General features: G+C 56.1%; 21 protein-coding genes and 3 tRNA genes. 12 read left to right on the top strand and 12 right to left on the bottom strand.

Annotation, left to right across the window (positions count from 1 at the left end):
• Positions 1-11: 11 nt before the first annotated feature.
• The 9 genes from DWQ09_16575 to dsrA all read right to left on the bottom strand — a co-directional run bounded on the left by DWQ09_16575 (position 12) and on the right by dsrA (position 8,249).
• Positions 12-1,964 carry a 4Fe-4S dicluster domain-containing protein gene (locus DWQ09_16575; protein KAA3626301.1) on the bottom strand — a complete coding sequence of 651 codons (1,953 nt, stop codon included), beginning with the start codon at positions 1,962-1,964 and terminating at the stop codon, positions 12-14.
• A 42-nt stretch (positions 1,965-2,006) separates the two neighbouring features.
• Complete coding sequence (locus tag DWQ09_16570) at positions 2,007-3,497, bottom strand: (Fe-S)-binding protein (GenBank protein ID KAA3626300.1); 1,491 nt, start codon at positions 3,495-3,497, stop codon at positions 2,007-2,009.
• A complete protein-coding gene (locus DWQ09_16565) occupies positions 3,497-4,228 on the bottom strand; it encodes a nitrate reductase (GenBank protein KAA3626299.1) in 732 nt (243 codons plus the stop codon). The genes DWQ09_16570 and DWQ09_16565 overlap by 1 nt, the downstream gene beginning before the upstream one ends.
• A gap of 84 nt (positions 4,229-4,312) precedes the next feature.
• Positions 4,313-4,645: a TusE/DsrC/DsvC family sulfur relay protein gene (gene tusE, locus DWQ09_16560; protein ID KAA3626298.1), complete on the bottom strand. Its 333-nt coding sequence runs from the start codon at positions 4,643-4,645 to the stop codon at positions 4,313-4,315.
• A gap of 68 nt (positions 4,646-4,713) precedes the next feature.
• Positions 4,714-5,013, bottom strand: a complete 300-nt coding sequence (gene dsrH / locus DWQ09_16555; GenBank protein ID KAA3626427.1) for a sulfurtransferase complex subunit TusB — start codon at positions 5,011-5,013, stop codon at positions 4,714-4,716.
• Positions 5,014-5,028: 15 nt separating this feature from the next.
• Positions 5,029-5,433 (bottom strand): sulfurtransferase complex subunit TusC, encoded by a 405-nt coding sequence (gene tusC, locus DWQ09_16550; GenBank protein KAA3626297.1) that lies wholly within the window; start codon positions 5,431-5,433, stop codon positions 5,029-5,031.
• An 11-nt stretch (positions 5,434-5,444) separates the two neighbouring features.
• Positions 5,445-5,837, bottom strand: a complete 393-nt coding sequence (gene tusD, locus DWQ09_16545) for a sulfurtransferase complex subunit TusD (GenBank protein KAA3626296.1) — start codon at positions 5,835-5,837, stop codon at positions 5,445-5,447.
• A gap of 24 nt (positions 5,838-5,861) precedes the next feature.
• The gene (gene dsrB / locus DWQ09_16540; protein KAA3626295.1) at positions 5,862-6,932 is read right to left on the bottom strand and encodes a dissimilatory-type sulfite reductase subunit beta; all 1,071 of its coding nucleotides are present in this window, start codon (positions 6,930-6,932) and stop codon (positions 5,862-5,864) included.
• A gap of 60 nt (positions 6,933-6,992) precedes the next feature.
• Positions 6,993-8,249, bottom strand: coding sequence for a dissimilatory-type sulfite reductase subunit alpha (dsrA, locus tag DWQ09_16535; GenBank protein ID KAA3626294.1), 1,257 nt, complete (start codon positions 8,247-8,249; stop codon positions 6,993-6,995).
• Between the two features lie 545 nt (positions 8,250-8,794).
• On the opposite strand from dsrA, the gene DWQ09_16530 reads away from it, so the two are divergent.
• The 3 genes from DWQ09_16530 to DWQ09_16520 are packed head-to-tail and all read left to right on the top strand — an operon-like array spanning position 8,795 to position 10,270.
• Positions 8,795-9,013 carry a hypothetical protein gene (locus DWQ09_16530; protein ID KAA3626293.1) on the top strand — a complete coding sequence of 73 codons (219 nt, stop codon included), beginning with the start codon at positions 8,795-8,797 and terminating at the stop codon, positions 9,011-9,013.
• Between the two features lie 7 nt (positions 9,014-9,020).
• Entirely contained in the window at positions 9,021-9,707 is a 687-nt protein-coding gene (cas6, locus tag DWQ09_16525; GenBank protein ID KAA3626292.1) for a type I-MYXAN CRISPR-associated protein Cas6/Cmx6, read from the top strand.
• A 2-nt stretch (positions 9,708-9,709) separates the two neighbouring features.
• Positions 9,710-10,270 (top strand): hypothetical protein, encoded by a 561-nt coding sequence (locus DWQ09_16520; GenBank protein KAA3626291.1) that lies wholly within the window; start codon positions 9,710-9,712, stop codon positions 10,268-10,270.
• Positions 10,271-10,298: 28 nt separating this feature from the next.
• On the opposite strand, the gene DWQ09_16515 is transcribed toward DWQ09_16520, so the two are convergent.
• A complete protein-coding gene (locus DWQ09_16515; GenBank protein ID KAA3626290.1) occupies positions 10,299-10,490 on the bottom strand; it encodes a hypothetical protein in 192 nt (63 codons plus the stop codon).
• Positions 10,491-10,561: 71 nt separating this feature from the next.
• Complete coding sequence (locus DWQ09_16510; protein KAA3626289.1) at positions 10,562-11,233, bottom strand: BAX inhibitor (BI)-1/YccA family protein; 672 nt, start codon at positions 11,231-11,233, stop codon at positions 10,562-10,564.
• A 251-nt stretch (positions 11,234-11,484) separates the two neighbouring features.
• Between DWQ09_16510 and DWQ09_16505 the strand changes: the two genes are divergently transcribed.
• The 7 genes from DWQ09_16505 (at position 11,485) to DWQ09_16475 (ending at position 16,528) form a co-directional block, all read left to right on the top strand.
• Positions 11,485-11,572 (top strand) — tRNA-Ser (locus DWQ09_16505).
• Between the two features lie 820 nt (positions 11,573-12,392).
• A complete protein-coding gene (locus tag DWQ09_16500) occupies positions 12,393-13,037 on the top strand; it encodes a two-component system response regulator UvrY (protein ID KAA3626426.1) in 645 nt (214 codons plus the stop codon).
• 97 nt (positions 13,038-13,134) lie between these two features.
• Complete coding sequence (locus DWQ09_16495) at positions 13,135-13,782, top strand: uracil-DNA glycosylase (GenBank protein ID KAA3626288.1); 648 nt, start codon at positions 13,135-13,137, stop codon at positions 13,780-13,782.
• Positions 13,783-13,800: 18 nt separating this feature from the next.
• A complete protein-coding gene (locus tag DWQ09_16490; GenBank protein ID KAA3626287.1) occupies positions 13,801-15,636 on the top strand; it encodes an excinuclease ABC subunit UvrC in 1,836 nt (611 codons plus the stop codon).
• A 47-nt stretch (positions 15,637-15,683) separates the two neighbouring features.
• Positions 15,684-16,265, top strand: coding sequence for a CDP-diacylglycerol--glycerol-3-phosphate 3-phosphatidyltransferase (gene pgsA / locus DWQ09_16485; protein KAA3626425.1), 582 nt, complete (start codon positions 15,684-15,686; stop codon positions 16,263-16,265).
• 60 nt (positions 16,266-16,325) lie between these two features.
• Positions 16,326-16,401: transfer RNA gene (locus DWQ09_16480), tRNA-Gly, on the top strand.
• A gap of 53 nt (positions 16,402-16,454) precedes the next feature.
• Positions 16,455-16,528, top strand: a tRNA-Cys gene (locus DWQ09_16475).
• Positions 16,529-16,894: 366 nt separating this feature from the next.
• Here DWQ09_16475 and DWQ09_16470 read toward each other — a convergent pair.
• Entirely contained in the window at positions 16,895-17,626 is a 732-nt protein-coding gene (locus DWQ09_16470; GenBank protein ID KAA3626286.1) for a hypothetical protein, read from the bottom strand.
• A gap of 1,357 nt (positions 17,627-18,983) precedes the next feature.
• Between DWQ09_16470 and DWQ09_16465 the strand changes: the two genes are divergently transcribed.
• The gene (locus DWQ09_16465; protein ID KAA3626285.1) at positions 18,984-19,535 is read left to right on the top strand and encodes a carboxymuconolactone decarboxylase family protein; all 552 of its coding nucleotides are present in this window, start codon (positions 18,984-18,986) and stop codon (positions 19,533-19,535) included.
• Positions 19,536-19,843: 308 nt separating this feature from the next.
• The coding region (locus tag DWQ09_16460; GenBank protein ID KAA3626424.1) for a transposase at positions 19,844-20,181 on the top strand (338 nt) is incomplete at its 3' end.

Raw genomic sequence — 20,181 nt, 5'->3', positions numbered from 1 at the left:
CGGCTCCGTATCTACTCACCCAAACCCATCTGGATATAGCCTGTGGGGCAAACATCCTGGCAGATGTGGCAACCGATGCACTTCGTGTAATCGGTGTCCACGTAGCGTCCGGTGGTACGCTCGTTCTTTGGAACGCGGAACACGGCAACCTGGGGGCAATAGATCACGCAAGCGTCACACTCGAAGCACAGGCCGCAGCTCATGCAGCGTTTAGCCTCTTCGATCGCTTGCTCCTCGGTAAGGCTGACGATGCGTTCACCGAAATCGCCCAAGACATTGTCGGCGGTGACGTGACGCTCCTCGCGGAGCAGACGCGGCGTGTGGTTAAAGTAGCCGAGATACAGCTCGTCGGCGGATATTACCTCCTGAGCTGCGCGCGAGTCGAAATTATGAACTGCGAACTTGGCTTCAGAGGTGCCGTGCGTGGGCTCGTGAATCTCCTCTGGATCCAGCCCAGCCTCGTGCAGTTTGCGCAACAGGCTGAAATGGTTGGCGTCGATCTTGGGCCGCTTGGGCATCTCCTTGCCCTGCAGGTAATAATCGATGCTGATTGCGGCGATACGTGCCTGACCGATCGCCGTGGTCAGTAGATGCGGGCGGATGATGTCGCCGGCAACGAAGTGACCCTGGTGGCCGGGAATCTGGAAGTGCTTGTCGGCATCGATAAGGTTACGACTGTTTTTGAGTGTCTCGATACCCTCGAAGTCACCCTGCTGGCCAATGGCCGATACCACGAGATCCGCTTCCACCTCGATATCGGTTCCGGGGTAGCAGACCACGCTGCCGTCGGATTTTTCTTCGCACTGAATGAGCTTGAGCGCTACGGCACGGCCGTCTTCGCCAAGTATGATTTCGCTCGGGTTCATTCCGCCGCGGATCTCTACACCTTCGCGCAGGGCATCGTCTATCTCTTTCTTGGCAGCGTGCATGCTTTCGATCGGACGGCGGGCTACCAGTAAGACCTCGGCACCCTCGCGTCGGGCCGTGGTTGCAACGTCGTGCGCGACCTGACCGATTACGGCGTTCTCGGGACGATCCTTCTCGGGGATGTTTTTGATGTGTCCCAAACGGCGAGCGACCGAAGCGACATCGATGGAGGTGTCGCCACCGCCGATTACCACCACCCGGCCCGATACGTGTTTGAGTCGACCATCGTTGAACGCGTTGAGAAACGCAACGCCCGTGATGCAATTGGGCGCATCACCGCCGGGAACATCCAGTGCGCGACCGGATTGCGCACCAATGGCCCAGAACACGGCGTCGAACTCCTTTTCCAGTTCGTCCATGGTGATATCGCGGCCGACTTTGCAGTTCGTTCTGACCTCGACGCCCATGTCGATGATGCGTTTGATCTCGACATCGAGCAGTTCACGCGGGGTGCGGTAGCCGGGAATTCCGTAGCGCATCATACCGCCCAGTTCGGCGGCCGATTCAAAGACCGTGCACCCGTGGCCCATGCTGCGCAACTGATGCGCGCAGGCGAGTCCCGCAGGTCCGCCACCGATAATGGCCACGCGCTTGCCGCTCTCCTTCTCCGGCGTGGGGAAGGCGAAATTATTGGCCACCGCGTAGTCGCCTATAAACTGCTCGACCGAGTTGATGCCGACTGTATCGTCCACTTCATTGCGGTTGCAGCCGTCCTCGCAGGGAGCAGGGCAGACTCGACCCATCACCGAAGGGAAGGGGTTGGCCTCGGTATAGCGCTGGAAGGCGTATTCCTGCCAGGTGATCCCTTCGGGTGGCTTTTCCAGGCCGCGCACGATGTTGAGCCAGCCACGAATATCGTGCCCGCTCGGACAACTCGCCTGGCACGGCGGCGTGCGCTGAATATAGGTCGGGCACTTATGCGTCCAGCTGGCCTGAAATATCATGTCGGTCATCGAATCGAACTCGGAATCGCCATCCTTGTAGCGGCGCCAAGTTATTTTCTGTTCCTGATCCATCTTGTCGGGCGATGCGGCCATCGTAAGTGTCTCCTCTGCGAAGCGGGGGAGTGAAAACTCCAGCTATTCTTTGGTTCCCAATTGAATTGCGTTACTCACCAGTTGGTGGACGCTGACGATCATGTCCATAGGAAAGTCATAGTAGGGCAATACCTTGGCAAACTGGCTCTTGCAGATTGCGCAGATGGCTGCCAGGTGGGTTACACCGTACTCCTGCTGAACTTCGCGCAGTGCCTCCATGCGGGGCAGGGCACCTTTGACACGAATCTCCATCAGGTCGTCGGTCAGCAGTCCTCCGCCGCCGCCGCAGCAGAAGGTCTGATCGTGAATGGTGTCAGGGCGCATATCCACGAAATTGTTGCAGCTCGCTTTGATCACCTCGCGCGGGATGATGAACTGGCCACCCGGCATGCTCCCCATACGCGAGGCGCGCGCCACGTTGCAGGAGTCGTGAAATGTCACCACCATGTGGTCATTGGCGGATCGATCGAGGTTCAGTGCGCCCCGTTGAATCAGATCGTAGGTGAACTCGCAAATGTGTTGCGGTACCGGATAGCGCGGATCGAGAAAATCAAAGGGTCCGGCCAGCGTATCGAGGAAGCTGTAAGCGACACGCCAGGCGTGTCCGCACTCGCCGAAGATAATGCGCTTGACGCCAAGATCGAGGGCCGCCTTGCGAATGCGCAGTGAAACCTGGCGCATGTTCTCGTAGCTGCCAATGAACATCCCGAAGTTAGCGGCTTCAGAAGCGTAAGTGCTCAGCGTCCAGGATATGCCCGCCTGATGGAACACTTTGGCGTAACCGATCAGTCCATCGATGTGTGGTTCGGCGAAGAAATCGGCAGATGGGGTGACCAGCAGCACGTCGGCGCCTTCCACATCCAACGGCAGCTTTACGTCGATGCCGGTGTCATCCTTGATGTCCTCTTCCAGGCCTTCCAGAGTGTCTTGCATTGCCGGACCGGGAAGTCCGAGGTTGTTGCCAATCTTGTGAACCTTGCCAATGATTTCGTTGCAGTACTTCTGACCGAGACCAACCGCATCCATGATTTCACGCGCCGCCATGGATATCTCGGCGGTATCAATACCGTAGGGGCAAAAGACCGAACAGCGACGACATTGTGAACACTGGTGAAAGTAGCTGTACCACTCATCGAGAACTTCACGCGTCAGATCGCGGGCACCGACGAGCCTGGGGAAATATTTGCCGGCAAAGGTGAAATAGCGGCGGTAGACGCTGCGCAGTAGATCCTGGCGCGCGACTGGCATGTTCTTCGGGTCTTCAGTGCCGATGAAATAGTGGCACTTGTCCGTGCAGGCTCCGCACTTGACACAGCTATCCAGATAGACACGGAGTGCGCGATACTTTTCCAGCAGCTCGCCCATCTTGGCGATGGCGACATCTTCCCAGTTGTCCAGCAGTTCACCAGGAAAGCCAAGGCGCTCCTGGTGTTCGGGTTTGGCAACAAAGGGTGAGAGCCCTGCCGTCGCATCCCGCTTCAGATGCGGAATGACGGGGTATTCACGCAGAGCCGGTGTCTCGAAGTCGGCCACTAGTTAGCCTCCATATCGCGAGCCCAGGTCGCGAGATGGCGGCGCTGACGTGAATCGTCCGCCTGATTGCGTGATGGACTGAAGAACACCCCCGGCGCATGCAAAAGTTTGCTGTACGGAAAGATTACCATCAGCAGCATCACCAGGGTCAAATGGATCATGAATGGTGCATCGTGAGGCATGGGTTGCCAATCGAAACGTATCAGACCCAGCATGAACGCCTTTACCGCCACGACATCGGTGTGCGAGACGAACTTCATCATCAAACCGCTGATGGCGATGAATATCAGCAGCGCCAGCATCAGATGATCCGAGGGTGACGAGATGTAGCGAATCCGCTCCAGCAGCACACGGCGCAGCCAGAGGGCCACAAGCCCTGCCAGCATGGCGAATCCCGCATACATTCCAAAGGGTTGTACCAGCACCACCCAACTCCATACCGGATCGGTGAAGTAACGCAGGTGGCGTAACAGCACGAGAGCCAGTGCGACGTGAAAAACCCAACCGAAGAGCCAGATCCACTTGTTGGAGCGGAACAGGCTCTCGAAGAACGCCACCTCGCGGAACATCCGCAACGCCACGCCTTGTTTGGTGAGCGGTGCCGGCATGGTGGGAATCTTGAGCGGCGCGGGGGAGCGGACGTAGAGCGTAATACGCAATGCGAGGCCGAGTACGAACACCGCCGTGACCGCGTAAAAGGCCAAGCTGTAGACGATATCGAGCAACGCCATGCGGATCTCCCCCTCCGTTGGTCGTGAAAGCGTGGGGGGCGGGTGCCCCCCGGTCATATGCTGTTTAGTACGTGCGATCTATAACTAGATACAGCCGGTCGGCTTTGGCAGGCCGGCGATCTTACAGGCCTGTTTCGCTGGTCCGTAGGGGAACAGTTCGTAGAGATACTTGCTGTTGCCTTTGTCGGGCCCGAGCTTTTTGCCGATTGCCTTGGTGAGCACGCGCACGGCGGGAGCGATCTGGTACTCATCGTAGTACTCGCGCAGGAAGTTGACGACCTCCCAGTGGCTATCAGACATATCCACGTTTTCCTCTTTGGCGAGGTAGTTGGCTACGTCTTCATTCCAGTCGGCGAGGTTGATGATGTAGCCCTCTTCGTCGGTTTCAATCGCTTTGCCATTGATTTCAATTGCCATTGTACTCTCCTTCCGGTTTGCTCTATTGGGCAGGGTATCTGTCGCAGCAAATCCCCGATAACTAGTCGTTACAACCAGGATTGAACCAGGTCATGGTCGGCGGTTAGATCGACAAAACCGCCGAAATCTATACACTCGATACCCTTCATGAGTTTGTCGCTGACACCACGCGTCTCAAGGTCGGACTGCAGAGCGTAGAATTTCACGTTTTCCATCGCTTCGCGCACTTTGCCGGATACCGCGGTACCCTCAAGCGCCCCGAGGACACCGTCTTCGATCAGCAGTACCGAGGCGCCCTCTTTGATTGTCCGCAGGCAGCTGGCCAACGAGTTGCGTTCGAAGGGTGATTTGTTGATCACATGAAGCATCATTGTTGGGGGCCCTCAGAAACTAAGAACAACGTCTTGTGTGTCCATGATCTCGGCGATCTCGGCACGAGTGACGAGACGGATGGAATCCTTCTCCGCCCAATCTTCGTTTTCGTCTTCCCAGGTCAGGTGTTGGAGATCGTCGAGGGTCAAGCCGCGTTCTTCAAGGGACTCTTTGTCGACATAGATTTTGTTGACATCGTAGTCTCCCAGAGCAGCATAAGTTGGGGAAAAATTCTTCATCCCCGCGCTCTTGGCATTCTGGCCCTTGGTGAGTTGAAAGACGCCATCGTCCATGAAAACCAGGCTGACATCCTGCTCGAAAGCGGCTCCAATCAATACGACCTCAAGTGATTCCAATGCATAGATCGTCCCGTACGGGGCTTTGCGATTGACATAGAGAAATTTTTTGGTTGCCATGTTCCGCCCCCTCAGTCGCCGAATACAATGAGGCGATCAGCATCGATGCCGGCCTCGATCAACTGACCCAGTCCCGAGATTCGAAACCCTTTGGCAAGATTATGGCCATCCTTACGGTGGCGTTTCATCTCATCCTCATCGACAATGCCACGGCGCTGAGCAGCGGCAATACACACCACCAGATCAAGGTTGTGCGCTTCCGCCAACTCCGACCACCGATTGACGATGTTACGGTCATCCTGCGGTGGCGTAGTCAGGGACGTCGCGTTGTTCACACCATCGTGGTAGAAGAAGATACGGTAAATCTCGTGCCCCTTCTCCAACGCCGCCTTGGCGAATTGGTAGGCCGTGTCCGACGCTTGATGCGTGTATGGCCCTTCGCTGACCATGATCGAAAACTTCATGCCCTTCCCCCCACAGTCAAGGGCCTAGAAACGGATCTGCGCTGAGGCGTTCAATGTCGCCCGCGAACCGCGCCAATCATCAATGTGATACTTGGTGAACGGTAGGTCGGTCAACTCGAAGAAACGCGGCCAACCGATACGGTCGATCCATTCGCTCATCCGCTCCCACTCGCGCGCATCTTGCTTGTAGGTAGAGAGGATCTTGCGCACCACCTCGGAGACCTCTGGCCAGCGTGGCGGGTTGTTGGGGATCCCCGAAGCGACCAACTTGTGGAATGTAGGCTTGCTGCGGGTGTTGGAGTTCTTGCCGCCGACCCAGATCGCAAACTTGGTATGTTCCGGATCGTTGATCTGCATAGGTGGGCAGGGCGGGTAGCAGGCGCCGCAGCAGATACACTTGCGCTCGTCCACTTCCAGCGAGGGTTTGCCGTTCACCAGTGCCGGGCGGATAGCCGCAACCGGACAACGCGCCACCACGGAAGGGCGTTCGCAAACGTTGGCCACCAGATCGTGGTTAATCTTCGGTGGTTTGGTGTGCTGGATGTTGATCGCGATATCGCCTTGACCGCCGCAGTTGATTTCGCAGCAGGAGGTGGTGATACGTACGCGATTGGGCATCTCCTCTTTGGTGAACTCTTCAATAAGGTCGTCCATCAGTGCCTTCACTGCACCCGAAGCGTCTGTTCCCGGGATATCGCAATGCAGGTAGCCCTGGGTATGAGAGATCATCGACACCGAGTTACCGGTACCGCCGATCGGGAAGCCAGCGGCAGTCAGTGCATCGATCAGTGGCTGCACCTTGGACTGTTCGCTCACCATGTACTCAATGTTGCTGCGGATGGTGAAGCGCACGAAGCCTTCAGCAAACTCATCGGCGATATCGCAGAGTTTGCGAATCGTAAAGACGTCCAGCTGCCGCTGCGTGCCGGCGCGTACGGTCCAGATCTCGTCGCCGCTCTCCGCGACATGACGCAGGACACCGGGGCGCGGACGTTCGTGCCACTTCCACTGACCGTAATTCTTCTTCATCAGCGGGTGCAGATAGGGCATGTGGTCCGGTACACCGCTTTCAATAGGTTGGCGTGGCTGACTCATCGTTTCCTCCGACTAATCCTGATCTCGTTAATTCGAAAGACGAACCGCTGCTGCTTGCAGTTACTCGTCGCTACCCACGGTGCGTTTGCGCTGTTCCCATTTCGCAGCCTCTTCCTCCCAGCCGTCGGCGCGGACGTAGGGATTGGTACGTGGGTGGCTGATCATGTTGGGATCGACCTCGACACCGATGCCTTCGAGGAAGTTGGCAAGCCCGATACGTTCGATCATTTCCCCGGTGCGCTCGTGCTCCAGGGCGTTCTCGGCGAAGAAGTCGATGACCTTGCCGCCCAACTCTTCCATCTTCTCCCAATCCTCGTCAGATTCGAGCTTCATGAAGGGGACCACCACGGTGCCCATCAGATCACCAATCTTTAACGTACGTTTGCCGCCAATCAGCACCGTTACGCCACGGTCTTTGCCCGGCGCCAGCGCCTTGGTCATGACGTTGATGCAGTGCATGCAGCGCACGCAGTTGCGGTTATCGATATCCAGCGTATCGTCATCATTGAGGCTCAGACACTTGGTCGGGCAGCGGGTGATGACGTTGTCGACCACATACTTGCGGCCCTTTTGGGCGACGAAAGCCTGGACCTCTTTTTGATCGACCTGAATGTCGTCACGCCAGGTTCCGATGACGGCGAAGTCAGAGCGCTGGATGGAGTTCATGCAATCGTTGGCGCAGCCCGACCACTTGAACTTGAACTTATAAGGCAGCGACGGGCGATGCATATCGTCAAGGAATGCGTTAATGATCTGACGATTGCCGCGGTGCGTATCGTAGCAGGAGTGTTCGCAGCGCGCATGGCCAACGCAGGACATCGAGGTGCGCAGTGCGGGACCGGCACCGCCCAGATCGAATCCCATTTCGTTGATTTCGTCGAAGGCTTTCTGCACATTTTCCGTCGAGCAGCCCTGGAACATGATATCGCCCGACTGGCCATGGAGGGCGATCAGGCCTGAACCGTATTTCTCCCAGATGTCGCAGAATTTGCGCAGCGTGGCCGTATCGTAGTGCATTCCCGGTGGGGGCATGACCCGCAGGGTATGGAATTCGGCAGCGTCTGGATACTTGGGTTTGCCCTTTTCGTCCAGCAGTTCTGTAAAGCGCGGGATAACGCCGCCGCCATAGCCAAACACACCGACGGTACCACCTTTCCAGAAACCCTTTTTGGTCTGGTAGGAGGTTTCCAGCTGTCCGAGCAGATCAACGGTCATGTCGTTGTTTTCAGCCAGACGCTTCAGGCCGGTAACAAAGCTGGGCCATGGACCGCTTTCGAGCTGGTCCAGATTCGGTGTGTCGTACTGTTTCTTTGCCATTATTCCGGGCTCCTGTCTGATGAATCGAAGGAGAGGAATGGCGGCAGGCTCATGGTGGGACGTTCCAGCCAGCAGCGAGTTCGACTCGACAATTTGGCTTGCGTGCATCCCGAAGGCTTCAGTAGCCCCCTAGAGCGTATTGCCTTCCTCCTCCTCAGTTCCACCTCGCGGCTCTAGCCTGTCGAGATGCATAAAAACCCTACCAATTAGAATCTTGTATTAGAATATAAGTAGATCCTAACGTAGTGGCAGTCTAAGAGAACTGCTTTTTGGGAGCAAGGCCAATCTCATGTCTCTGTGGAGATAGATCACTTTCCCAAGCTATCCACTATGGATAGGGTTGTGGCGGTATGTCAGTGACGGGTGGTGCAATGCGTCCGACACATCCGACAAACATGACTATAAGTAATAAAGCATGAGAAAGGGGACTTTGCCGAAGAGGTGGGCAGCGTATCTCCTTTTGGGTGGTCGAACGTGGGGCTTAAGCTTGCAGTACGATGAGTCCTGAACAGTTTTCACGGTTTACCAACAAATAGGGTGCTGGCATGTCCAATGAGCAAGTGATCGATATCGAGGAGTTTCCTGCTCCCTTCAGCAAGCAAATCAAGGTTCAGGAGGCGATCTACGACAACGGGTTTCATCTGCTTCGCGTGCGTATTCGGGAACGGAGCCGCTTTACCATGGTCGATCTGGATGCTGAAACCGCACGGCACTGGGGGCAGTTGATGGTGGACTGGGCAGACAGGCAGCCGACAGGAGAGTGAACAGCCGATGTACTGGCAAGAAGATTCCGAAACGGGTGGACAAACGGTCTCAGGCGAAATCGTCGATCTGGTGTTTCACCTTCAGGGGCGAGAGCTGCCCTGCGACCATGCCTGGGCGTTGATGAATGAAATCAGGGAACATTTGCCCTGGTTTGGCGAAGATCCGTGCCACGGGTTGCATCTGATCCATCCCGCGGCTTCCGGGAACGGGTGGTATTGCCCGGAGGACGCTCATGGCATCACTATGTACCTGCCGCGTCGTGCACGACTGACCCTGAGGATTCCTCAAGAACGCGTTATGGAGGCGGGATTGCTTGCCGGCCGGTCGTTGGATATTGACGGTTACCCGCTGACGGTCGGGGAAAGCGAGATTCGTTTCCTCAGCCTCCACACCACACTGCACGCCCGTCATATGTTGAGCGGCGCGCAAGACCCTTCCGAGACCAGCTTTCTGGCGTGGGCCGCGGAAACACTGGAGGAGATGGGGATCCGCTGCCGCAAAATGATGGCAGGCCGCGAGTCGGTCATTTCGACACCGCGACACAGCTACCAGACGCGCAGCCTTATGTTGGCCAATCTGCGCCAGGAGGATGCGATTCGAATCCAGCAACTCGGTATGGGAGAGGAGCGACGTTTGGGGTGCGGTGTGTTCCTACCCCATAAAGCAGTTCGCGATCTGTTCGTGGAGAATTGACCATGGCGCGGCTGCGTAAGGCCTGGCACAGCACCACGCGTGCCCGAACGGCGGAAGAGGTTGGGCAGGCGCTGGGCGTATCCGCGTGGAAGGTGGCGCGCGAAAGTGTCGAACGCCTGTTGGCGGCCGAGTTTGATTTCCTGGGCGAACAACACCGGTTTGCGATACTCGAGGAATGGCTGGCATTCCTGATTCACTTCACCGATCGGCTGGCGCAGCGTCGTATGGATGATCTACGACGGGCACGCCTGGTACAGGCCATGGCGAACCGTTTAGCGGAAACGCTGGAAGACAACGCCCAGGATCGGGTCGACAGCGTCGGCAGGCGCAAGAAGTTTATCGCACGTGTCAACGAGATTGGGCGTCAGTACGCTGAGTGCCTGGTGCAGGAGGATACGCCGGGGATGAACTTTTTTCGTTGCCTGGGCGCGGGGGTGTGCGCAGCGGCCCCTGAAATCGATCGCCGCTGGTTGATGGAACAGGTTGTGGAAGTGGAGGCCCCTTATGCGGTCAAGCAATACATGCGTCCCGCCGTCAGCCTGATGGCTGTGGAGTTGAGATAGATTCTATAATCCGATTCGTTGGCGGCACTTAAAAACCCCTGACCATCAAAATCAGGAGAACCACGAATACCACGACGCCGGCGAGCGCAAGCAGGGCGGCACTCCAGTCATCAGTGCTCCCCTTGGGGCCGTTCCGTAGCCAATGTCGTGCCATCGGCCAGGTCAAAGCGATGATCAGCGCGATGGCAATCGCCCAGGCGATCTTCATCCAGGTTTCCAACGCATGACTCCTGTGCACGGACAGAAAAAGCCCCGGCCGGGGCCGGGGCGCTTGAGCGGCGTATCAGGTGCTTACTCATCCCCGCCGAGGATGCCAAGCAGGCTCAGCAAGTGTATGAATAGATTATAGATATTCAGATAAAGGGAGACCGTTGCCAGGATGTAGTTATCAATACCCCCATTAACCATGCGGCTTGTATCAAACAGGATCAATCCACTCATCAGCAGAACCACGATGGTTGAGATCGCCAGCGACAGCGCGGGGATGGCGAGGAAGATATTGGCCAGGATCGCAATGAGGACCACGACCAGTCCGGCGAAGAGAAACCCGCCCATAAAGCTGAAATCACGTTTTGTGGTCAGCGCATAGCCCGACAGCGCCAGGAAAATGGCACCTGTACCACCCATCGCCGTCGCGATAATCTGCGGACCATTGGGCAGGTTGGCGTAGAAATTGAGAATCGGACCAAGACCCAGGCCCATTAAGCCCGTGATGGCAAATACCACGCCGATGCCGGCGGCGGAGTTGGCGGTACGGGGTAGCACCAGCCACAACAACAGTATCGATCCGCCAAAACTGATCATGTAAACCATGGGGGGCAGCTGCAGCACCATCGATACACCGGCCATCAGCGCACTGAACAACAGTGTCATCGATAACAGCGTGTAGGTGTTGCGAATCAGCTTGTTGGTGCCAAGCACGCTCTCGGTGCTGCGTGCAACAGCCGATTGAACCTGTCTCATTGCCTTTAACCTCCTGAAAATAATGGGATACCACTCGGGTGAGTTAGAACGATTCTTGTAGAATTGGTTCCTAGCATACCGGTAGCCAATCAAAGATCAATAGCGGACTTCGTGGGCAGCGAGTACTACTCAGAGACCGGGCCTATCTATGTTAGACTTCCCAGCCGTTTTTGCGGTGATGCCTGGCGGGTGCACTCCCCACTTCATAGTGGTGAACAACGCTGCCTTGCGGCGCATCGCTCAACCGTGTTGGAGAGGTGGCTGAGTGGTCGAAAGCGGCGGTCTTGAAAACCGTTGAACCTTGCGGTTCCGTGGGTTCGAATCCCACCCTCTCCGCCAACAATAAAAACGGGGTCCTGCACCCCGTTTTCTATCGTTTGTGATGGTCCGGATTCGAATCCACGGGCCGATTCAAACAGCGGGTTCGACCAGCTGCCGCAGGCGGCGCAGAACGCCGACGCCAAGCGTCGGCGGCCCCGCAGGGGTGAGGGCCAAGGGCCCGAGTAATCACACCCTCTCCACCATCGCTGTCAAAGAGCGGGGCCTTGTGCCCCGTTTTTTGAGGATGGCCGAACATCAATGCGAACCGGAGTCGGTCAGCCGGTTTGGCGGGATGCGCTGCGGCGAGGGGGCGACGCCCTTCAACCCGCCCTCTCAGCCAAACAGAATAGTCACCGCGTGGGGCACCCTTCATTTCCCGATTGCCGGATTCGAGGCTTCGGGTTCCCCTATGAAAGTTTGGATTGACCCGCCTTGGGAGACTACAGGCAGGCACAGCCTTCCTCGCACCTTTTGAATCAAAACAAGGCTACGTGCCCGCATTTTTCATCATGTCGAGGATTGTCAAACACTGCGTATAGAGTGGCGGAATCTCTGCAATTTAGTCGATGGTAATCGATGAACGGATCAGAAAAACTGCTGAGCCGGCACTTCAGGGTAAATACGCTTCGCTACAATGGGTTGACGCAAGCTCGCCAAAGGACCGTGGCACCGTGCAATAGATAGGCAATATATTTATCATGGTGTATGTTTAACCGCTTAAGGCGACGTATGAAGATGGCCACCAGGTGAGTAGGGGGTATGACCGGGTGCGCTTTCGGCAGCCAGATTCAGAGTGTCATTCTGAACGCTCATCGCGCGGGGGTAGTTAGTGGCAAGTATCCGAGTGATTCTCGTCGACGATCACGAACTGGTGCGTACAGGCGTGCGCCGCATATTGGATGATGCGAGCGGAATCACGGTGGTTGCGGAGGCCAGTTGTGGTGAGGAGGCCGTATCTGCCACCAATGCCCACAAACCCGATGTGGTGCTCATGGATATTCATATGCCTGGCATAGGCGGCATTGAGGCGACCCGCAAAATTCTGCGCTCTCACGCCAAAACCAAGGTAATAGCGCTCACAGTGCACGGCGACAAACCCTATGCCGTCCAATTACTCAAGGGCGGGGCGCAGGGATTCCTGACCAAAGGGTGCCCAGCCGAAGAGGTGATAAAGGCGATAAGAGCCGTTTACGCCGGGCAGCGCTATGTGGGAACAGACGTGGCTCAGGATCTGGCGTTGGCACTGCTGCCCGGTGCCGAATCCTCGCCCTTCGACACGCTTTCTCAGCGCGAAATGCAAGTACTACTGATGCTCACCGAGGGGCAGGGCATTCAGGAAATTTCGGATCGTCTGTGTCTCAGTCCCAAAACGGTGAGCACTTATCGTTACAGATTGTATGACAAGCTCGATGTCGAAAACGATGTGGAGCTGATTCGATTGGCCATCAGCCATGGGATCATCGAAGGAATGCGCTCGGCCTGAGCGTATCCGGCACCCCGCTACCCGCCCGCCACAGCCGCCACACGTTCTGCGCTAGAATGTTGCAGCTCCGTGCCTGTTAGCTATTTCCTCAGTGCCCATGATTGACGCGCCGCAATTCGATCCCAACTGTGCCCGATGTGCTCGGCTCGCCGCCTTCCTTAAACAGGTAAAAAAGCAACATCCCTCCTATTACTGCGCGCCGGTAGCCCCTTTTGGGGATGTGAAGTCACGACTGCTGATTGTGGGGCTCGCACCGGGCATGCATGGTGCGAATGCCACAGGTCGCCCCTTTACGGGAGATCATGCCGGAATACTGCTTTACCAGACGCTGTACGACTTTGGCTACGCCACCCAACCGGTATCTGTGAGTCGTGAAGATGGTTTGCAGCTGCGGGGCTGTCGCATAACCAACGCAGTCAAGTGCCTGCCCCCGGAGAACAAGCCGCTGGGGGGGGAAATCACGCAATGTAATGACTATCTTGGAGTCGAGTTGAGGCAATTGCCCGGTTCAAGCGTGGTGATCGCGCTCGGGACGATAGCCCACAACGCGGTGTTGCGCGCCAGTGGGCACAAAGTTTCCGAGTTCAAGTTCGGTCACGGACATCAGCACGCTCTTGGATCGGGACATTGGCTGATCGATTCCTATCATTGCAGCCGCTACAACACGCAAACGCGGCGATTGACCGTATCGATGTTCCGCGAGATCTTTCGCCTCGCTGGCGAACGGCTCCAGTCCAGTGGCTGAAGTATAGAATCACACCTTATGGGACAGTCAACGGATCAAGCAGCACAGTTCGATGCCAGGGGTTTCTTGAGATCGCTAACGACCCGCCCTGGCGTATACCGAATGCTTGCCGACGACGGCGAAGTTCTTTATGTCGGCAAAGCCAGCAATCTGAAAAAACGCGTAGCCAGCTACTTCCAACGCAATCTGTCGAGCCCCAAGACTCGTGCCCTGGTCGGGTCGATACGCAGCGTCGAGATAACCGTTACCCACACCGAAGCAGAAGCGCTGATTCTTGAGAACAATCTGATCAAGGCTCTGCGCCCGCGCTATAACATTCTGCTGCGCGATGACAAGAGTTATCCCTACATATTTCTTTCAGCAGATGACGATTTTCCGCGACTCGGTTTCCATCGCGGATCCAAGGGGAAAAAGGGTCGTTACTTCGGCCCGTACCCCAACTCTCACGCGGTTCGTGAAAGCCTTCAGCTGTTGCAGAAACTTTTTGGTGTTCGGCAGTGCGAGGACAGCTTTTACCGCAACCGGTCCCGGCCCTGTCTCCAGTATCAGATAAAACGTTGCTCTGGTCCTTGCGTTGGATTGATTGAATCCGACGCTTACCGTGAGGATGTGCGTCGCACAGAGCTTTTCCTGCTCGGTAAGAATCTCGAGATTATCGATGAATTGGTGCGCCTCATGGAGGCGGCATCAGGTGCCCAGCGTTATGAAGAGGCGGCACGACTACGGGATCAGATCAGCGCATTGCGCAAGGTGCAGGAGAAGCAGTATGTCAGCGGCGATCAGGGCGATGTCGATATCGTCAGCTGCCATCAAGAGCTGGGAATGGCCTGTATTCAAGTGCTCTTCATTCGTCAGGGACGTGTGTTGGGAAATAAAAGCTACTACCCCAAGTTGCCGGAATCGAGTGACGAGGCAGAGATACTGGCAGCTTTCATCAGTCAGCACTATCTGGACCGGACCATACCCGACTGTATCGTGCTGAGTCATCCTGTGGCTGATCAAAAAGTATTGGAAACAGTCCTTGCCGAGCAGAAAGGCCGTCGCGTGGCAATTGCAACTCGCGTGCGAGGCGAACGGGCGCGTTGGCTGGCCATGTCGAACACCAACGCAGAGCAGGCCCTCAAGAGCCGTCTGGCCAGCCGCACCGGCATGCGGCAGCGCTACGAGGCATTACAGGAAGCTTTGGGCCTCGATGACTATCCAACGCGCATGGAGTGCTTTGATATCAGCCACACTATGGGCGAGGCGACAGTGGCTTCGTGCGTTGTATTCGGACCGGAAGGACCGGTAAACAGCGACTATCGCCGATATAACATTCGTGCCGCCACCGGTGGTGACGATTACCTGGCGCTTGCCGAAGCAGTCCACAGACGTTACAAGCGGGTGCAACAGGGCGAAGGCGTGATTCCCGATGTATTGTTCATTGATGGTGGCAAGGGGCAGCTCACCCGGGTGGCGGAAACTCTGGAAGAATTACAGGTCACCGGGCTCGTGCTTGCGGGTGTCGCCAAAGGCGAAGGCCGCAGGCCCGGGATGGAGAAGCTGTTCTTGTGGGGTCACACCGGCCCAACTATACTGCCAGCGGATTCACCGGCCCTGCATCTGATTCAGCAGATCCGGGACGAGGCGCATCGATTTGCCGTCACGGGACATCGGCAACGGCGCGGACGGAGTCGACAGGTATCGACACTGGAAGCGATCCCTGGTCTCGGTCCTAAACGGCGCCAGGTTCTCTTGAAGCAATTCGGAGGATTGCGCGGGGTAACCCGGGCGGGAGTCGAAGATCTCGCTCGAATCCAGGGGATCAGCAAAAACCTCGCGCAGCGTATTTACGATGCGTTGCATCTGGAGTGAAATGGGCGCTGCGACCATATCTTGCCCCAACAAGAAACCCGATGAGCCTGCCGCTAAATATCCCTAACGCCTTGACCCTGCTGCGCATTGCGCTGATACCGGTTTTCATGGTGGTCTTCTATCTGCCTTTCAGTTGGGCAAATCTGGTAAGCACGGCGGTGTTCGGGCTTGCGGCGGCGACTGATTGGCTGGATGGTTTCCTCGCACGGCGACTTCGTCAGAGCTCGGTGTTTGGTGCCTTCCTCGATCCGGTGGCGGATAAGCTGATGGTGGCTGTAGCGCTGGTGCTGCTGGTGGAGCTCGACAATAGCGGGCTGTTGATTCTACCGGCGGTGGTCATCATCGGTCGTGAGATTGCCGTATCCGCTCTGCGCGAGTGGATGGCAGGAGTAGGGGAAAGTACCAAGGTCGCAGTTTCTGTTATCGGGAAGATCAAAACGACATTCCAGATGATCGCACTACTGTTGTTGATCTACCGCGAACCGCTTTGGGGGTTTCCAACTCATGATGTAGGGGTGATTTCGCTTTATGCAGCAGCCGTGCTGACTTTATGGTCTATGTACCTTTATCTGCGCGCTGCCTGGCCTATTCTGGCAGGTCACGGAAAGTCGGATTCCAACGAAAAATGAAAAGGTTGCAAGCGCTTGACAACCAGGGGACCGCCGGTAGAATAAGCGGCCTCTGTTCGGGCGGGAATAGCTCAGTTGGTAGAGCACAACCTTGCCAAGGTTGGGGTCGCGAGTTCGAGTCTCGTTTCCCGCTCCAAGTTCTTGTATTCTGAACACGGCCCTCTCACGGGCCGTTTTCGTTCCAATATAGGCTGGGTGGCAGAGTGGTTATGCAGCGGCCTGCAAAGCCGTGGACGCCGGTTCGATTCCGACCCCAGCCTCCATTATAATGATCAAACAAAACAAATAGATAAGGCACCTACGGGTGCCTTTTTCCATTGTAATTATTACAAATAATACCTGATAAAACCGCCTAACATGGTCTAAAAACACCCGATTCCGGGCAGCAAAATGACCCTTATCGGACCAAATTGTTGTGTACACAAGTTTTGGGGGATGCAGATGGCTGCCTGTCGAAGGCGAGGCAACCATTTTGAGTTTTGGATCAAACGCAGCAAATTGCTACCAAAACCGATTTGCCTGAGCTTTGATAATGAGGAAAAGGGAAAGGCCTACTGTGATCAACTAGACGCACTTGTTGACCAAGGAATTGAATCGCTCCGGGTATCGTGGCGGCTGTTTGGTTTAAGTCACGCCGCAAGGGCGGGCTGACGGCTAAGTTGCCTGTAGTAGTTTGCCTCCTCCGTGGTCATGGTGGTGCTGACGTGCCAGTCCATAATGCATCGGGTGAACGCGCCGACGACGAACGCCACGTAGAGCCAACCCTGACAAGTCGACAGGTACGTGAAATCCGAAACCCAGAGCTGGTTGGGGCGATTCGCCTGGAACTGTCGATTGACTCGATCCAGCGGGCAAGGCGCCGCTGTGTCTGGCATGGTACTGCGGACGGTTTTGCCACGGCGTACGCCCTCCAGACCCAGGCGGCGCTTGAGCCGCCCCACGGCACAGTGTGCTACCACGATGTCTTCGTGGTTCATCTGCTTCCAGACCTTCTCGGCACCGTAAACTTGCATATTGGCTTGCCAGACACGTTCGATGTGCAGCATCAGCACCTCATCGTGTTTGGCATGGGCGCTGCGCAGTTCAGGGTTGCGATGCCGGGCCGCATGACGCCGGTAAGTCGACGGGGCGATCTGCAATACTTTGCAGATTAGCCCGCCCACGTAGGTATTCCGGTGCTGGTCGATGCAGGCGTTCAAGACTTCAGTTTGCGGCCGAGCTCCGCCTGGGTGAAAACGCACATGCCGTACGCAGAATGTCGTTTGCACGCCGCAATTCCCTGTTCTCGTGTTACAGCTCCTGGATGCGCTGCGCCTCGGCGGTGGTCGTACGTGTTCGCGTTCTGGCATCGACCTCCGCATGTTTTACCCATTCCAGCAATGTCTGTGGCAGACACCCGATCTGCGGTGTAATCGACTCTACTGCTGCCCACCACGACGGATAACATCTGTGATGCTCCTGCCCCATCCGAACTGCACGCTCACGGACCTCAGGTGAAAACTTGTTCGACTTGTCCATGGCTCCATTCGCTCAAGAGTTGAAGCCACTTTAAAGCCCGAGGCAATTCAATACGCGAAATGGAAGCTTTGGACCTCCAGCACGTGAAGGAACTCGAGGTGGAGCTCTCGCAGTACAAGCGGATGCGCGCGGAACTTGCGGGTGAGAACGATGTAATGAGGTTGCTGATCGGAAGAAAGCTTTGAGGCCGTCGAAGAATCGCCAAGCAACTGATTTTTTTGTCGCAGCAAGGCCTATCGATCGCCGTCAGTTGCCGCTGCGTCAGTCTGTCACGATTCATCTGGTATCGAGTGCCCGAGGATTGGACCGTGCAGCATGCTGAGATCATCGCTATGCTGGCGACTTTGGTTGAGGGCCGGCCTTGGAATTACACACGGATCTATCGAGTGTACTGCCGAGCGACACACTATCTGCGCCGCTGGGTGAAGCGACGTCTGCCCAAGCGGCTTCGTGTCCCGCTGTATGTTCCCAGGCTTTCGGATACGGTTTGCTCGTTGACAGTATGAGCGATGCACGGCTCCATGGTCGACGTTTCCGCACCTTACAATGTCGTCGATGACTTTAATCGCCAGGTGTTGCATATAGAAATCGACACCTCGATACGGCGAGTTCGGATCTTCGTGAAACTTCGGATCAATCACGAGTTGCCCCAGGTGCTGCGCACGGATAGTGATTCCGCGTCCCTCGGCGAGATTTTTTGCGAATTGGGTGAAGACGGCTGGTATGGCGATTCACTACATCCAGCTCGGCAAGTCGAAGCAAAACGCCTATGTCGAGATGTTGATTCGTACTTATCGGGACGAGTAGCTCAATCAACATCTGTTTACATCGCCCGACAATATTGGAGGGGCGACCTACCGGCGGGTAATCGAGTACAACGAGGAGAGAGATCACGATGGGCTTGGTGACCTGACACCCATCGAAACCCGCCAACAAGCCGCCAGATACTCTGATTTTGAACCATCATCTTGACGGGGAAGCCTCCAGGCTGGCAAGTGACGCTGACGGTGTCGAATTCTGTTGACAAGGATTGAATTTGGCGAGCTTTATGTGATGATGGTAGGAGGTATAGCCCTATGTTGCCTGTGAGTTGACGGTTGACCAGTGTGGAAAAGGGCTTTTACCCTTCTTATACGCGGATGCCATTGGCTAGTTCCGACTATTTTTCAGTTTCCTACTTTTTTACTTCCGGAGTAATCTATGGCCCGCATTCCACCCCTTTATCCTGCCTCCGTTGAGCCGTCACTTGCCTCGTTAGTGGCCCAGGCCGAAGAAAGGCTGCCCGCCTTTCTCAATCAAGTACTCACTCTGGCCCATCATCCCCAGATCTGCCACGATCTGATCACGCTTTATTTAGGCTTTCAAACGACAAGTCTGGTGGATCGCAGGCTGATCGAACTAGCCGTGTTGACTGTGAGCCATCTGAACCGCTGCGTCTACTGCGTCAGCCATCACACGCCCCTGGGCCAGACCGCGGGGCTTTCCGATGCTGCATTGGCCGAATTGGAGAATGGCCCGGCCCCCGACAGCCCCCATTTTTCGTCCGTCGAGCGGCTGGTCATTGCCTATGCCCGGCAGATGACTCTCGACGCCCGCCGGGTTCCAGATGCCCTTTTCGAGGAGTTGCGCGCTCGATTCTCTACAGCCCAGCTGGTCGAACTGACCGTGCGTATCGGTCTTGCCAACTTCTTCAACCGGCTCAACGACGCGTTGCAGATCGACCTGGAGCCGGGCGTGGACCGCCTGCTGTGAGGGACGGGAGTACCAAAAGCCCGCTTTAGTCGTAAGCTTCCCCGTCAAGTAGACAACTCAAAAGTAGAGACTCTGGCCTGTTGTAGGGCTTCGACGGGAGTTAATCCGCCAACTTTCAGGGAAGCTTACGCCTGAGATATCTGATTCCCCTTAAATCTCGGCTTCTTCATTCATAGAATCTCCTATTGCTAGAAAATTCCACATCCTGCCGCGATTTTTTTTAGGGGGGGGTTACACATCTAAGGCATCTCTGATTAAGTCCCAAAGTTTGCGACAATACACGCATTATTTGGAACCGGTAGAAAACGATGAAACAGCAAACGTTTGCCGCGGGGGAATTTGAGCAATTTCGAAAACCAACCCGGCGAGAGAAGTTTCTCTCGGAGATGGATGCTGTGGTTCCATGGGATCAGCTTTGTGAGCTCATCAAACCCCACTACCCCAAAGCGGGAAACGGGCGCCCACCCATTGAACTGGAACGGATGTTGCGCATCTACTTCCTCCAACACTGGTTCAACCTGTCGGATCCAGGCGCCGAGGAAGCGTTGTATGAATCTCGCTCCATGTGTCTTTTCGCCGGCATTGACCTTGGGCGTGAGCCGGTTCCCGACGAGACGACGATTCTCAATTTTCGTCATCTGCTGGA

The sequence above is a fragment of the Pseudomonadota bacterium genome (assembly GCA_008501635.1).
GTDB lineage: Bacteria > Pseudomonadota > Gammaproteobacteria > QQUJ01 > QQUJ01 > QQUJ01.
Note: the sequence above shows the minus strand (reverse complement) of the source record. Positions and strands in the feature narration are given on the sequence as shown.